Annotated in this window: 11 protein-coding genes; 8 read left to right on the top strand and 3 right to left on the bottom strand. The window is 65.9% G+C overall.

Translation table 11 applies throughout. The annotated features are described in order from the left end of the window. Nucleotide 1 precedes the first annotated feature (1 nt). From fdhF to G3545_RS18515, 5 genes are all read left to right on the top strand, one after another. Nucleotides 2-2,860, top strand: coding sequence for a formate dehydrogenase subunit alpha (gene fdhF / locus G3545_RS18535; RefSeq protein ID WP_170014741.1), 2,859 nt, complete (start codon nt 2-4; stop codon nt 2,858-2,860). A 13-nt stretch (nt 2,861-2,873) separates the two neighbouring features. Beyond that, complete coding sequence (gene fdhD / locus G3545_RS18530) at nt 2,874-3,707, top strand: formate dehydrogenase accessory sulfurtransferase FdhD (RefSeq protein ID WP_170014740.1); 834 nt, start codon at nt 2,874-2,876, stop codon at nt 3,705-3,707. Continuing rightward, nucleotides 3,697-3,963, top strand: coding sequence for a formate dehydrogenase subunit delta (locus G3545_RS18525; RefSeq protein WP_170014739.1), 267 nt, complete (start codon nt 3,697-3,699; stop codon nt 3,961-3,963). The genes fdhD and G3545_RS18525 overlap by 11 nt, the downstream gene beginning before the upstream one ends. Before the next feature lie 198 nt (nt 3,964-4,161). Then, nucleotides 4,162-6,003, top strand: a complete 1,842-nt coding sequence (locus G3545_RS18520) for a monovalent cation:proton antiporter-2 (CPA2) family protein (RefSeq protein ID WP_170014738.1) — start codon at nt 4,162-4,164, stop codon at nt 6,001-6,003. A 39-nt stretch (nt 6,004-6,042) separates the two neighbouring features. After that, a complete protein-coding gene (locus G3545_RS18515; protein ID WP_246702473.1) occupies nt 6,043-7,353 on the top strand; it encodes an NAD(P)/FAD-dependent oxidoreductase in 1,311 nt (436 codons plus the stop codon). A gap of 191 nt (nt 7,354-7,544) precedes the next feature. On the opposite strand, the gene G3545_RS18510 is transcribed toward G3545_RS18515, so the two are convergent. Continuing rightward, nucleotides 7,545-9,149, bottom strand: coding sequence for an inorganic phosphate transporter (locus G3545_RS18510; protein ID WP_170014737.1), 1,605 nt, complete (start codon nt 9,147-9,149; stop codon nt 7,545-7,547). 189 nt (nt 9,150-9,338) lie between these two features. Here G3545_RS18510 and G3545_RS18505 point away from each other — a divergent pair, with 189 nt between their 5' ends. After that, complete coding sequence (locus G3545_RS18505; RefSeq protein ID WP_170014736.1) at nt 9,339-9,629, top strand: hypothetical protein; 291 nt, start codon at nt 9,339-9,341, stop codon at nt 9,627-9,629. A gap of 514 nt (nt 9,630-10,143) precedes the next feature. Here G3545_RS18505 and G3545_RS18500 read toward each other — a convergent pair. Then, nucleotides 10,144-11,448 carry an MFS transporter gene (locus G3545_RS18500; RefSeq protein WP_170014735.1) on the bottom strand — a complete coding sequence of 435 codons (1,305 nt, stop codon included), beginning with the start codon at nt 11,446-11,448 and terminating at the stop codon, nt 10,144-10,146. A 395-nt stretch (nt 11,449-11,843) separates the two neighbouring features. Here G3545_RS18500 and G3545_RS18495 point away from each other — a divergent pair, with 395 nt between their 5' ends. Both G3545_RS18495 and G3545_RS18490 read left to right on the top strand, forming a co-directional pair. Further along, nucleotides 11,844-12,836: a TRAP transporter substrate-binding protein gene (locus tag G3545_RS18495; RefSeq protein WP_170014734.1), complete on the top strand. Its 993-nt coding sequence runs from the start codon at nt 11,844-11,846 to the stop codon at nt 12,834-12,836. Nucleotides 12,837-12,947: 111 nt separating this feature from the next. Then, nucleotides 12,948-14,810, top strand: coding sequence for a TRAP transporter large permease subunit (locus tag G3545_RS18490; protein ID WP_170014733.1), 1,863 nt, complete (start codon nt 12,948-12,950; stop codon nt 14,808-14,810). A gap of 60 nt (nt 14,811-14,870) precedes the next feature. On the opposite strand, the gene G3545_RS18485 is transcribed toward G3545_RS18490, so the two are convergent. Continuing rightward, entirely contained in the window at nt 14,871-15,197 is a 327-nt protein-coding gene (locus tag G3545_RS18485) for a DUF2147 domain-containing protein (protein ID WP_281411736.1), read from the bottom strand. Between the last annotated feature and the right edge of the window lie 228 nt (nt 15,198-15,425).

Below are 15,425 nucleotides of genomic sequence, written 5' to 3'. Positions count from 1 at the left end.
GATGTCTCTCGTTCATGAGATCGACTACGGCACGCCAGCGCCGAAGACCGACAAGACGGTGACGCTGACCATTGACGGCGTCGAGATCAGCGTCGCCGAGGGTACCTCCATCATGCGCGCGGCGATGGAGATGGGGACACAGATCCCCAAGCTCTGCGCCACCGACATGCTGGATGCGTTCGGCTCCTGCCGCATCTGCCTCGTCGAGATCGAAGGCCGTGCCGGTACGCCGGCCTCCTGCACCACGCCGGTCGGCCCCGGCATGAAGGTGCACACCCAGACCGAGCGGCTGAAGCAGCTGCGCAAGGGGGTGATGGAGCTCTATATCTCCGACCACCCGCTGGACTGCCTGACCTGCGCCGCCAATGGCGACTGTGAACTGCAGGACATGGCCGGCGCGGTCGGCCTGCGCGAAGTGCGCTACGGCATGGAGGGCGCGAACCACTTCGCCCCGAAGTCCGAGCTGACGCTGCCGAAGGACGAGTCCAACCCCTATTTCACCTATGACCCGGCGAAGTGCATCGTCTGCAATCGCTGCGTCCGCGCCTGCGAGGAAGTCCAGGGCACCTTCGCGCTGACCATTTCCGGCCGTGGCTTCGACAGCCGCGTCTCGGCCGGCCAGTCGGAAGCCTTCCTCACCTCCGAGTGCGTGTCCTGCGGCGCCTGCGTCCAGGCTTGCCCGACCGCGACGCTCGCCGAGAAGAAGCTGATCGAAATCGGCCAGCCCGAGCATTCGGTGGTCACCACCTGCGCCTATTGCGGCGTCGGCTGTACCTTCAAGGCGGAAATGCGCGGCCAGGAAATGGTGCGCATGGTGCCGTGGAAGGACGGCAAGGCCAATCGCGGCCATTCTTGCGTCAAGGGCCGCTTCGCCTGGGGCTATGCGACCCATCAGGATCGCATCACCAAGCCGATGATCCGCGCCAGCATCAATGATCCGTGGCGCGAAGTGTCGTGGGACGAGGCGATTTCCTACACCGCTTCCGAACTGAAGCGCATCCAGGACACCTATGGCCGCAAGGCGGTGGGCGGCATCACCTCCTCGCGTTGTACCAACGAGGAAGCCTATCTCGTCCAGAAGCTGATCCGCGCCGGCTTCGGCACCAACAATGTCGATACCTGCGCCCGTGTCTGCCACTCGCCGACCGGTTACGGCCTGAACCAGGCGTTTGGTACCTCGGCCGGCACCCAGGACTTCGATTCGGTCGAGGACTCGGACGTCATCCTCGTCATCGGCGCCAACCCGACCGACGGCCACCCGGTGTTCGGCTCGCGCATGAAGAAGCGCCTGCGCCAGGGCGCCAAGCTGATCGTGGTCGATCCGCGCCGCATCGATCTGGTGAAGTCGGCCCACATCAAGGCGGACTACCACCTGCCGCTGCAGCCCGGCACCAATGTCGCGGTCGTCACCGCGCTGGCCCATGTCGTCGTCACCGAGGGCCTGGTCAACGAGCAGTACGTGCGCGAGCGCTGCGACTGGGAAGAGTTCCAGGATTGGGCCGAGTTCGTCGCCGAGCCGCGCCACTCGCCGGAAGAAGTCGAGAAGCTCTCCGGCGTGCCGGCCGAGCTGATTCGCGGCGCTGCCCGGCTCTATGCCACCGGCGGCAATGGCGCGATCTATTACGGCCTCGGCGTCACCGAGCACTCGCAGGGCTCCACCACCGTGATGGCGATCGCCAACCTCGCCATGGCGACCGGCAATATCGGCCGCCGCGGCGTCGGCGTGAACCCGCTGCGCGGCCAGAACAATGTGCAGGGCTCGTGCGACATGGGCTCGTTCCCGCACGAACTGCCGGGCTACCGCCACATCTCCGACGACGCCACCCGCGCCACCTTCGAGGCGATGTGGGGCCGCCCGCTCGATGCCGAGCCCGGCCTGCGCATCCCCAACATGCTGGACGCGGCCGTCGACGGCACCTTCAAGGCGATCTACATCCAGGGCGAGGACATCCTGCAGTCCGACCCGGACACCAAGCATGTCTCCGCCGGCCTCGCCGCGATGGAGCTGGTGATCGTGCAGGACCTGTTCCTGAACGAGACCGCGAACTATGCCCACGTCTTCCTGCCGGGCTGCACCTTCCTTGAGAAGGACGGCACCTTCACCAATGCCGAGCGCCGCATCCAGCTGGTTCGCAAGGTGATGGCGCCGAAGAGCACCTATGGCGACTGGGAGGGCACCCAGCTGCTCGCCCGGGCGATCGGCCTCGACTGGAACTACACCCACCCCTCGCAGATCATGGACGAGATCGCCGCGCTCACCCCGAGCTTCGCCGGCGTGTCGTTCAAGAAGCTCGACGAGCTGGGCTCGGTGCAGTGGCCGTGCAACGACGCCAACCCGGAAGGTGTGCCGATCATGCACATCAACGGCTTCGCCCGCGGCAAGGGCAAGTTCGTGGTGACCGAGTATGTGGCGACCGACGAGCGCTCCGGCGCCCGCTTCCCGCTGCTGCTCACCACCGGCCGCATCCTCAGCCACTACAATGTCGGCGCCCAGACCCGCCGCACCGCCAATGTCGCCTGGCATCCGGAGGATCTCCTCGAGATCCATCCGCACGATGCCGAGCAGCGCGGCGTGCGCGATGGCGACTGGGTGCGGATCGACAGCCGCGCCGGCTCGACCACGCTGCGCGCGGAGATCACCGATCGCGTGGCGCCGGGCGTGGTCTACACCACCTTCCACCACCCGACGACGCAGGCCAATGTCGTGACCACCGACTTCTCGGACTGGGCCACCAACTGCCCCGAGTTCAAGGTCACGGCGGTCCAGGTCGCGCGCTCCAACGGTCCGTCGCAGTGGCAGGAAGAGTATGATGCCTTCGCCCGCCAGAGCCGGCGCATCGCCGTCGAAGCGGCGGAGTGATCAGGCGTCGGCCATGATACCGCCCGTCCGGCGCGTTTCCCGCCTTGCCTGCACCGATGGTTTGGTGCAGGCGGGCGAGCGTGCCATCCCCGAGGAAACGCCGGTCGCTCTCGTCCATAATGGCTCGACCTATGCCGTGATGATGGCGACCCCGGCCGACCTCGAGGATTTCGGCGTCGGCTTCAGTCTCACCGAAGGTGTCATCGGCAAGCCCGAGGATGTGCTCTCGCTCGAGACGCTGGAGTTCGACGACGGCGTCGAGATCCGCATGTGGCTGGACGAGGAGCGAGCCGGCCAGATGGTGGCGCGTCGCCGTCAGATCGCCGGCCCCACTGGCTGCGGCCTGTGCGGCGTCGAAAGCCTGGAGCTCGCGGTGAAGCCGGCCCGGCAGGTCGGTGAGGGGCGCAGCTTCACGTCCACCGAGATATCGCGGGCCATCGCCGCGCTGCGTCCGGCGCAGGTGCTCAACCACGAGACCCGTGCCGTCCACGCCGCCGCCTTCTGGGAGCCGCAGGCGGGGCTGATCGCGGTGCGCGAGGATGTCGGCCGGCACAATGCGCTCGACAAGCTGGTCGGGCACCTTGCCCGCACGGGGCGCGATGCCACCGGCGGCATCGTGCTGCTGACCAGCCGCGTCTCTATCGAGATGGTGCAGAAGACCGCGATTGCCGGCGCCACGGTGCTGGTCGCGGTCTCCGCGCCGACGGCGCTGGCGGTGCGCACCGCGGAGGCCGCCGGCGTCACCCTGGTCGCCGTCGCCCGCGACGACGGCTTCGAGATCTTTACCCACCCGCACCGCATTGCGACCGGGGCAGCACTTCAGGAGACCGTACCCCATGTCGCATAATTCGATGGCCCGCCTCGTCTATATGGCCAATCAGATCGGCAAGTTCTTCGGCTCCCAGAAGCACGGCCGCGTCGAGGGCATCGCCAAGCACATCAAGGCATTCTGGGATCCGCGCATGCGCGCCCAGATGGAGAACCACCTCAATGCGACCGGCGGCGAGGGCCTCGACCCGCTGGTGCTGGAAGCGCTGAAGTCGCTGCCACCGGTGTCGCGCACGGATGTGCTGGTCGCCCCGGAGCAGCCGCTGCACCATTGAAATTCTTGATCGATGCCATCCCGGCCGGATGCCCGCAGGGCGTAGAGCCGGGATGACGGCATCCTTGGCTGCCGCCTCGCCGAAGCCGTCATAAACAAAAGCACTATTCGTCTTTTCCGTTCAGCGGATACCATTATTCCGCCGCGTCCCCACGTTACCCGGCGCACGGGGCAAGTTTCGGACGGGAGACAGCGGGCAATGCAGCACGGCGAGGACATCGGCTTCCTGTTCTCCGCCCTCTCCTTCCTCGCCGCCGCCGTCGGCGCCGTCATTGTCAGCAAACGCCTCGGCCTCTCGCCCATCATCGGCTATCTGTTCGTCGGCATCATCATCGGGCCGTTCGGGCTCGGCGTGTTCCGCGATCCGCACCGCGTCTTCACGCTTGCTGAAATCGGCATCGTGATGCTGCTGTTCGTCATCGGGCTGGAGATGCAGCTCTCGCGCATCTTCGCCCTTCGCTTCGCCATTTTCGGACTGGGGACGGGACAGCTCTTCCTGAGCGGCCTCGGCATCGGCGTCCTGGTCTATTATGGCGGCGAGAATTTCGACTGGCGTGCCTCCACCATTGCCGGCCTTGCCCTGGCGCTGTCCGCGACCTCGATCGCGCTGCAACTGCTGGGTGAACGCAACGGCCTCTCCCAGCCCTACGGCCAGCGCGCCTTCGCCGTGCTGCTGTTCCAGGACATCGCCGTGGTGCCGTTGCTCGCGGTGCTGCCGCTGCTGGCCACCAACGGCAATGGCGACACGCATACGCTGCTCGGGGATCTCACCCATGTCGGCCTGATCGCCGTGGCCATCACCGTGGTGGTGCTGATCGGGCGCTATGTGCTCACCCCGCTGTTCCGCCTGCTGGCACAAAGCGGCGCACGCGAGGCAATGACCGCCGCCGCCCTGCTGGTGGTGCTCGGCGCCGGGACGCTGATGCTCGAGGTCGGCATGTCGATGGCGCTCGGCGCCTTCCTGGCCGGCGTCGTGCTGTCGGAATCGAGCTTCCGCCACGAGATCGAGGCCAATATCGACGCCTTTCGCGGCCTGCTGCTGGCGCTGTTCTTCATGAGCGTCGGCATGGCGGTCGATCTCAATGTGGTGATCGAGAACGCCCCCCGCCTGATCGGCGCGACGCTGCTGGTCACGCTCGCCAAGGCGGCGTTCGTCTGGGCGGTGTTCCGCGTGAACTGCAAGACCGAGGCGGAGGCGATACGCTCGGCGTCGGTGCTGACCCCGGCCGGCGAATTCTCCTTCGTGCTGTTCCCGCTCGGCCTGTCGCTCGGCCTGCTCACCCAGCACCAGACCGACATGCTGGTCGCGGTCGCGGTGATGACCATGCTGCTCGGCCCGCCGGTGGCCGCGCTCGGCGAGCGCCTGGCGCGCCGGCTCGACGTGCCGGCTGAGGAGCCCGACGCGGAGGAGGACTTCTCCGGTGCCAATGGCTCGGTGCTGGTGGTCGGCTTCGGCCGCTTCGGCCAGATCGTCTCGCAATGCCTGCTGGCGCAGGGCATGGAAGTGACCATCATCGACAATGACGTCGAGATGATCCAGAGCGCCGGGCGCTTCGGCTTCCGCATCTATTATGGCGACGGCACCCGGCTCGACGTGCTGCGTGCCGCCGGTGCCGAGCGGGCGCGGGTCATCGCCATCTGCGTCGACCGCCGCGAGACCACCGACCGCATCGTCGACATTCTCACTACCAATGTGCCGGACGCCCGGCTGCATGTCCGCTCCTATGATCGGGTCCACACCCTCGCCTTGCAGGCCAAGGGCGTGGATTACGAGATCCGCGAGACCTTCGAATCCGCGCTTGCCTTCGGGCTGGCGACGCTGCGCGCTGCCGAGGTCGATGCCGAGACTGCGGAAAGCGTCGTCGCCGAGGTGCGGGTGCGCGACCGCGAGCGGCTGCTGCGCCAGGCGGTCGAGGGCATCGATGCGATCCCCGGACGCACGGTGGAGCCGGAGCCGCTCACCTCGCCGGCCAAGACCGCCCGCCCGCTCAACCCCGAAGCCGAGGACGTGCTGGGCCACGAGACGGAATTCTCATCCTGACACCCCATATAAAGGGCGGGCACAGCCGGGAGGACGAGCATGGCGGAAGACATCGAGATGGCGGTCGGCCTGCCGGGCGCGGTGCATCGCGTGGTCATCGTCGGCGGCGGCTTTGGCGGGTTGCAATGCGCGCTCGACCTGAAGGGCGCGCCGGTCCACATCACGCTGATCGACCGCCGCAACCATCATCTGTTCCAGCCGCTGCTCTATCAGGTGGCGACCACCTCGCTCGCCACCTCCGAGATCGCCTGGCCGATCCGCAGCCTGCTGCGCAACCGGCCGGACGTCGAGACCCTGCTCGCCACCGTGACCGGCATCGACGCCGCCGCGCACCGCGTGCTGCTCGATGGCGGCGACAGCGTGCCCTATGACACGTTGGTGCTCGCCACCGGCGCGCGCCACGCCTATTTCGGCCATGACGAGTGGGAGCCCTTCGCCCCGGGCCTGAAGACGCTGGAGGACGCCACCACGGTGCGCCGCCGGCTGCTGCTGGCCTTCGAGCGGGCCGAGCGGACCAAAGACCCCGAGGAACGCCAGGCGCTGCTCACCTTCGTCATCATCGGCGGCGGGCCCACCGGGGTGGAACTCGCCGGCACCATCGCCGAGCTGGCGCACGAGAATCTGCGCGGCGACTTCCGTCATATCGACACCCGTGATTCCCGCGTCGTGCTGGTCGAGGCCGGCCCGCGCATCCTGCCGGCGTTCACCGAGGACCTCTCGGCCTATGCCAAGACCGCGCTGGAAAAGCTCGGGGTCACCGTCGAGCTCGGGCATCCGGTCACCGAATGCAGCGATGCCGGCGTGATGTTCGCGGGCCAGTGGCTGAAGGCGCGGACCATATTGTGGGCCGCGGGGGTCCAGGCCTCGCCCGCCGCGCAATGGCTGGGCGCGCCGGCCGATCGCGTCGGCCGGGTGCTGGTGGCGCCGGACCTCACCGCGCCGGGCCACCCGGATATCTTCGTCGTCGGTGATACGGCAATGGTGAATGCCCCGGATGGCACGCCGGTGCCGGGCATCGCGCCCGCCGCCAAGCAGCAGGGCGGCTTCGTGGCGCGCACCATCCGCGCCCGGCTCGCCAAGGAGGCGTCGCCGGGCGCGTTCCACTATGTCCATTCCGGCAGCCTTGCCACCATCGGCAAGCGGGCGGCGGTGGTCGATTTCGGCTGGCTGAAGCTCACCGGCTGGCCGGCCTGGTGGCTGTGGGGCCTCGCCCACATCTATTTCCTGATCGGCGTGCGCAACCGGCTCGCGGTGGCGCTGAGCTGGCTGTGGATCTATCTGCGCGGCCAGCGCAGCGCCCGCCTCATCACCCAGGGCGATGCCAGTGGCGAAGCTTTAGCAAAGGACTAGAGCCCTTTCCGTTCGGATGGAAACATCCGAACGACAGATGAGTGCTCTCGATTCAATAGACTGGAGCAATTCCTCTTCGATCAGATGATTCCATCTGATCGGGAAATGCTCTAGCGAAGCTGTAGCAAAGCGAGAGCCTTGCCACGGCATTGCCATGGCAAGGCTTGAGCAAGGCCGCCTGCGCTGAACGGTCAGAACAGCTGGCGGAACACCACGAACAGCGTGAACGAGAGCGCCATAGCCGCCGGCAGGGTCAGCACCCAGGCCAGCGCCAGGTTGCGCACCGTGGACCATTGCAGGCCGGAGCGGTTCGCCGCCATGGTGCCGGCGACGCCGGACGACAGCACATGGGTGGTGGAGACCGGCAGGCCCAGATAATCGGCGCCGCCGATCGTCACCATCGCCACCAGTTCGGCCGCCGCGCCCTGGCCATAGGTCAGATGCGTCTTGCCGATCTTCTCGCCGACGGTGATGACGATGCGCTTCCAGCCGACCATGGTGCCGAGACCGAGCGCCAGCGCGATGGCCACCTTCACCCAGAGTGGGATGAACTTGGTCGCGTTGTCGACGGCCGCATGATAGTCGGTGACCACCTTCAGGTCGGCGGTGTCCATCGGCAGCAGCTTCTTCTTGTCGATCAGCTTCAGGGCCTCGCCGATCAGATAGATGTCGTTGCGGGTGTTGGCGACGAGGTCGGTCGGCAGCTGCTCGACGGTAGGATAGGGCGCGATGGTCGCGTCGGTGGCGGCGATGAACTTTTCCAGCGCCACCGTGGTGTCGTCCGACCAGCTCTTGGTGCGTACCGCGGCGCCGACCACGGCCTTGGGATCGGTGACCGTCACGTCCGGCTTCTCATACTTTGTCAGCGTCTGCACCACCGCGGCCGAGGCGGTCTTGTACTGTTCGAGATAATTGATGTCCGGCGTGCGGTTGAGCGCGAAGGCGGTGGGCACCACGCCGATCAGGATCAGCATGATGAGGCCCATGCCCTTCTGGCCGTCATTCGAGCCATGGGCGAAGCTCACCCCGGTGCAGGTGAAGATGAGCAGGGAGCGGATCCACAGCGGCGGCGGCGCGGCACCCTTCGGGGCCTCATAGAGCTGCTTGTTGCGGATCACCAGCTTCATGGCGAGCAGCAGCAGGCCCGCACCGACAAAGCCGACGATCGGCGAGATCAGCAGCGACAGGCCGACATTGGTGGCCTGGGACCAGTCGACGCCGGAGGTGGCCGATCCCGCCGGAGCGAGGAACTGGTTGGCGAGGCCGACGCCGATGATCGAGCCGATCAGCGTATGCGAGCTTGAGGCCGGCAGTCCGAGATACCAGGTGCCGAGGTTCCACAGGATCGCCGCGACCAGCAGCGCGAACACCATGGCGAGGCCGGCGCCGGAGCCGACCTGCAGGATCAATTCGACCGGCAGCAGCGAGATGATGCCGAAGGCGACGGCGCCGCTCGCGGTGAGCACGCCGAGGAAATTGAAGAAGCCCGACCAGATCACCGCCAGTTCGGCCGGCATCGAGTGGGTGTAGATGACGGTCGCCACCGCATTGGCGGTGTCGTGGAAGCCGTTCACGAATTCGAAGCCGAGCGCGATCAGCAGTGCGAGCCCGAGCAGGATCCACGGCACCTGCTTGGCCTCGGTGAGATCCTGGCTCAGCGCGTAGCCGACATAGATCAGGCCGCCGATCACGATGGCGCCGAACAGTGGAAGGAACCACTTTGCGCTGGCGTTCGGCCGATGGAGCGGATGATCCGTGTGCGGGATCTCGATATTACTTGACGTTACGTCAGCCATGGAGGCAGCCCTCGCTGATCAATTGCAAGGGCGACGCTATGAGCCGGCAGTGAAGCTGAGGTGACAGGCAGAAACGCGTCGCATGCGGCCGCAACTACCTTGAGCCGGCCACGGGAATACCAGCACGGCCAAGGAAGCGCTGCTCAAGCTTGCGCGTCAATGGAGCGGGGGATCGCCGGGAGGGGCTTCATGGCTGGCGAGCACTGCCGGGAATTCGAGGGTGGAAACCGAGCAGGACTGGTCGCTGAGGAGCCAACTTGCCACGTTCTGGCTCATGCCGCAGGTGGCGAGACGGGGACCGTCCGGGCCGGACAGGCAGACGCGCTCGCCATGCTGGTAATCATGGCCTCGCGCCCGGCAGGTGCAATCAGCGGCCGCTGCCGCCAGGCTGATCAGCAGGAAAACAAGCGCGAGCCCAGCGATTTCGCTGCCGCGTGCCGCGGAGCGTCGGTAGTCATGATGGGCGTCATGCGCCCGTGAGTCCGAGGAGCGCGCCATGCTCCGAGCGTAGCACGATTACGCAACATTATGGAGTCGCGTCCACGCGCCCCGTGGAGGCTCCTGGTACCCGTTCCGAAGCGGCTGCAACACAGCAGCCGACGTTACTGCCTTGCGGCGCTCAAGTCGTGGATCGCGCGATCAAGACGGCAGCCAGCAACAACACCACTACGGTCCCAAAGGCGAGATACTGGATGGCTAACATGTGTTCGCCTCCCGAGGGGGCGCCCATATCGAGAGGGCGCCTAGCCGATACATGACGGCGGCTCCGGAGGTCCAACAACCGGAGACCGCCGCCTGCCAAGACCCGCCCCCCGGCTATGCCCTGGCGTTCCGACATTGCGACGTCCACGAGGCTGAGGCTGTGATGGCAGTCACAGTTTTCACGCGCGCCGTGCCGATTTGGCCGGTGCGCATGACTTGACGCTATCCCTGTGAGGGCATTCGGACGGCGCACGACGCAATGGCGCAAGCGCAGTATTCGAAGCACCGCCGCTCAGAACGAGGAGGCGCGTGCCTCGGTCAGACGCGCCGCCGCGGCTTCCTTCTCGCCTATCGCCTGCCTGGTCAGGAACGTGACCGCGAGTGCAGCCACCACCGAGAGGCCGCCGCACAGGACGAGGGCGATTTTGAAGTCACCCGTCATGTTGACCAGATAGCCGGTGACGATCGGCCCGATGATGCCGAAGGACACGCCGCCAAGGGTGAAGAAGGCATAGGCGCGGCCGACATCGCCGGTGGTGCGTACCCGGTCATTGGTCAGCGCGAAATTCATGGACTGGGCGAAGGTGTTGAAGGTCAGCGAAATGGTGAGAACGACCATCGCCAGGGAGATCGAGCCGACATAAGGCGTCAGCACGATCAATGCGGACAGGATGGCGCCGAGCGCGACCGCATAGCGCCGCTTGCCTTCATGGAGCGCGGTGGTGTCGAACACCCGGTCGGCCACGCCACTCAGTATGATGCTCAGGACGGCGCTCAGGCCGAAGGGGAGCGCCGTATAGGCGCCCGCCTGCAGCACGGTCAGGCCATAGGAGGCCTGGAGGAAACCAGGCAGCCAGGCGAGGAAGAAATACGAGGTGTAGTTCACGCAGCCCTGGGTGAGGGCAAGGCCCCACATGGTCGGCGTCGTCAGCAGCAAGCCGCGATAGCCGATGGAGGTGCCGGCCTTTGCCTCCGGCTCGGCATCCCGCTCCGCCAGGATCTTCGCGCGTTCCGCCTCGGCGAGCCAGCGGGCCCGCTCCGGCGGGCGATAGAACGGCACCCAGATGGCGACCCAGACGAGGCCCATGGCGCCGGTCACCACGAAGGCCGAGCGCCACCCATGCTCGGTGATGAGCCAGGCGACGAGCGGCGAGCCGAGTGCTGGCCCCGCATTGGTTCCCGCATACCAGATGGCGGTGGCGATGCCGCGCTCGCGGCGCGGCGTCCATTCGCGGATCGCCCGGTGGGCACAGGGATTGGCGGCCGATTCGAACAGGCCGAGGCCGAGCCGCGTCAGCAGCAAGGTGAAGTAGGAAACGGCCGCTCCGCCCAGCGCCTGGCAGATCGACCACATGGTCGCCGCGATCGCCCCGGTCCGCTGCGCGCCGAACCGATCGGTGGCGGCGCCCGCCGGCAGCAGCACGACCGCATAGAGCCAGAGATAGGACGAGAAGAGATAGCCGAGCGCGACCGGGCTCAAGCCCATCTCCTTCGCAACGCTGCTCCCGGCAATCGCCATCGTGACGCGGTCGAGGGAGTAGATGCTCAGGAAGACGAACAGCAAGATATAGATGAGGTATCGCTTATTGTTCTTCATGATGCTCGATCTCTACCAAGGCCAATGCCGATTCATTGCCGCTTCGGTATTGATGGGAAAATTCCCCTGAGGCCCATCGAGTGCCTTGGCCGACGTCAAGACGTGCATCCGCCGACAGCTGAGCGCGTCCAGGCAATCGTAGTTTTAGAATTATAAATAGTGGCCGGCGGAGAATCCTGTCAATTCGCCTTGGCACACTTGCGCGCGGATTCCGGCCCCGACGTCATCGCCGTGAACGCCTTACGTAACGGCACTTTGCGACCTGCCGGCGATCGCAGGGGAATGCTGTTGACAGGTCTATAACCAATCCGGATAGTGACCTTAACAGCCTGGCCAAAGAGGCTGAGCACATGAGGGCGGGGCAACGCATCCCGCCCGATCCGGGAGGTTTGCCAATGGAGCGCGGTCCCTCGCGTCGGACCTGTCTTGCCGGGCTGGCGGCTGGCGTCCTTGCGATGCCATATGTCCGGCGAGCGCATGCCGCGGACCCGATCCAGCTGAAATTCGCCACGGCGGATACCGCGCAGGACAGATCCTATCTGGTCGGGGAGCGCTTCGGCGCGGAAATCGCCGAGAAGACCGGCGGCAAATACCGCGTCCAGATGTATGTCGGCGGGGCGCTCGGCAGCACCGTGAATATCGGCAGCAGCTTGCAGACCGGTATCGTCGACTGCGCCATCCTGACATCGGGATATATGGAAAGCCTGGTGCCGACCGTTCAGGTCATCGACCTTCCGTTCATCTTCAAGGATGAGGCGAGCGTCACCAGGATACTGGACGGCGAGGTCGGCAAGCAGTTGCTCGCCGACATGGAGCCCAAGGGCATTATCGGCCTCTCATGGGGCTGGTACGGCTGGCGCCAGCTTGAGGTCCGCGATCGTGCGGTCAAGACGCCCGACGACATGCGTGGTCTCAAGATCCGGATCCAGCCGGGGCCGGTATTCGCCGCGATGTTCAAGCAGCTCGGCGCCATCCCCATCGTGCTCGACGGCAGCGAGGTCTACCTCGCTTTGTCGCAACGGACCGTCGATGCCGTCGACTTCCCCGTGCCGACGGCGGTGACCTTCAAGGCCTATGAAGTCACCAACAAGCTTGCGCTGACCAGGCACGTCTATAATGCCGGCGCGCTGATGGCCAGCAAGGCGCTCTGGGGACGCCTGTCGCCGGCCGAGCGGGACATCTTCAAGGCGGCAGCCGTCAACGTGCAGCCATTCTGGCGGCAGACCGTCGCCGAAGCTTCCACCAGCGGGCTGGAATTCCTCAAGGCGCACGGCATGGAAGCGACGGAGACGGATTTCCCCGCTTTCCGCGCCAAGATGGAGCCGGTGTTCGCGCAGTTCCGACCGAAGTATCAGGCGCTGTTCGACAAGATCATGGCGCAGCAATGAGCTGAGGCGTCCCCCGTCTTCAATACCGGCTGCCGGACCGTTCCGATCCGTTCGGAGCCATGGCGCATCTTCGACATGACACCTCGGGCACCGTCGGCGGGACCAGACACCATGCATGCACCCACCGCTGAGGTTGGACGGGCTGGCCCGGTCCTGCTGCTCGATCGTGCCCTCGACATCGTGGTCGGGACGGCGTTGCTCGGCGAGCTCCTCGTCGTTATTGGCAATGTGCTCGGCCGCACCTTCTTCGACCTGCCGCTGCTCTGGAGCGACGAGGTCGCCACGCTCGCGCTGTCGACGATCGCCTTCATCGGCGGTGCCGTCGCCTATCGCCGCGATGCCCATATTTCCGTGCGCACGATCGTCAATGCCTTGCCGGAGAGCGCGCAATCCGTCGTGCTTGCCGCCGCCGACTGGCTGGTCTTGGGGCTCGCGCTCGTCAGCCTCTATTTTTCGATCGGGCTCGTGCAGACGCGCTGGGAGGAATTGACGCCGATCATCGAGATGCGGGGCGCCTGGTTTGCCGTGCCGCTGACCATCGGCATGACGGCCCTTGCCATCTACGCCGTCGTCCGGCTGTCCGAGCAGCCGCGGAAAGCCGTGCTGGCGGCACTCGCGGTACTCGTCGTCCTCGTAGTGCCGCTCGTGCTGTTCGGGCTTCTTGCCGAGGCGCCGCTCGCAAACAATGCCGCCATCACCGTGGCATTGCTGGTCGTGCTCGCGACCGTGCTGCTCGGTCTTCCGGTCGGCTTCGCCCTCATTCTCGGCACCATGCTCTTCCTGCACATCGGCACTTATGTGCCGCTGGTGGCGGTGCCCCAGAACATGGTGGACGGCGTCGGGCGCTTCGTGCTGCTCGCTTTGCCGTTCTTCATCTTCGCCGGATTCATCATGGAGGGCGGCGGTATCTCGCGCCGCCTGGTCGTGCTGATAGCCGCACTGGTGGGGCGCCTGCGCGGCGGCCTCATGCAGGTGATGGTCGTCAGCATGTACATCGTGTCCGGCATCTCCGGCTCGAAGGCCGCCGACGTCGCCGCGGTGGGCCTCGTCATGCGCGACATGCTGGACGAGGAAGGCTATGACCGCTCGGAAGCGGCCGCCGTGCTCGCGGCATCGGCCGCCATGGGGGAATGCATCCCGCCGAGCCTCGCCATGCTGGTGCTCGGCTCCGTCACCTCGCTGTCGATCGGCGCCCTGTTCGCAGCCGGGCTGGTGCCCGCGGCGGTGATCGCGCTTTGCCTCATGGCGCTCATCTATGTCCGCGCCGCCAAGTTCCAGACCAGGGAACACGGCACCTGGAACTGGCCGCTGATCCGCCGGCTGGCACTGCGGGCGATCATCCCGTTCTCGATGCCTGCCTTGCTTTTCGCTGGCATCTTCAGCGGTTTCGCCACGCCGACCGAGATTTCGGCGTTCGCCGTGGCCTACGGCCTCGCCATTGCCGTGCTGCTCTATCGCGAGGTCAATCTGCGGCAGTTCGGCCGCATGATCGTCGAGGCCTCGACCGTGTCGGCGATGGTGCTATTCACGCTGGCCGCAGCGCAGACTTTCTCGTGGGTGCTTTCCGCGGCGCAGCTGCCGCATTCGCTGGCCGCCATCGTGGCGACCTGGCACGACGATCCCGCTCTATTCATGCTGGCGTCGATTGCCGCGGTAGTGATCCTCGGCTCCCTGCTGGAGGGACTGCCGGCGTTGCTGATCCTGGCGCCGCTGCTGCTGCCGCTGGCGCCCAATCTCGGGATCGACCCGCTCCATTATGGAATCGTGCTGCTGGTGGCGATGGGGATCGGTGCCTTCCTCCCGCCGCTTGGCGTTGGCTTCTACATTGCCTGCGCCGTCACCCGCGCCCCGGTCGACCGCGCATCGGCGATCATGGTCCCCTATGTGCTCATCCTGCTGGCCGGCTTGCTGCTGGTCACCTTCGTGCCGTGGTTCACGCTTTCCGTCCCGCAGCTTCTAGGCTTCGGCAACTGACCGGGTGAGGAGCAACGGCTTCGGCTTCGGCACAGCGCACATCAAGATTGCCAGGGCACCTTATTGCCGAGCGCGCTGCCAGACCTCGCTGCCGCAAAGAATCATCATGAAGCAGCCTTCCAGCCTCAACCCATTTTCGTTCAGGCTTATGGTGCCAGCGTATCTTTTGCCGCTTTCCACGTCGATGATATCGCCCTTCCAGGTGTCGTTGCCAACGGGTTTGGCGCCATCGACTATGAGCTTGCCTATGGTGTCAGTGTCCGACTTGTCGTCTACTGTAACGATCTTGCCGCACAGATTTCCTCCGCAGTCATAAAAGTCCACGGTTGTCTCGGAGGATGGTCGCGTGAATTTCCCAAGATCGGCGGCTTCCGATCTCGCGCACATTGCCATAGTGAAGAGAACGATTCCGACCGTGCGAGTCCGATGAGCCATTGGCGCCTCCACCTTCCATGTAGAGGCATAATACCGAGCCTCGCCCGACTCCCCTAATCGGGAGTTGATACGGCCGTATGACCTTGCAGAAAGCGTCGTGCACCGCCGATGTCTATCGGAATCGTCACCGCAGCCAGAGCTGCGATGACGCCAGTATGCTCCGTCGTCTGGTCAGGGCGG

This window comes from Starkeya sp. ORNL1 (genome assembly GCF_012971745.1).
Lineage (GTDB): Bacteria > Pseudomonadota > Alphaproteobacteria > Rhizobiales > Xanthobacteraceae > Ancylobacter.
The sequence above is the reverse complement of the archived record's forward strand: the minus strand, read 5'-3'. Positions and strand labels throughout refer to the sequence as shown.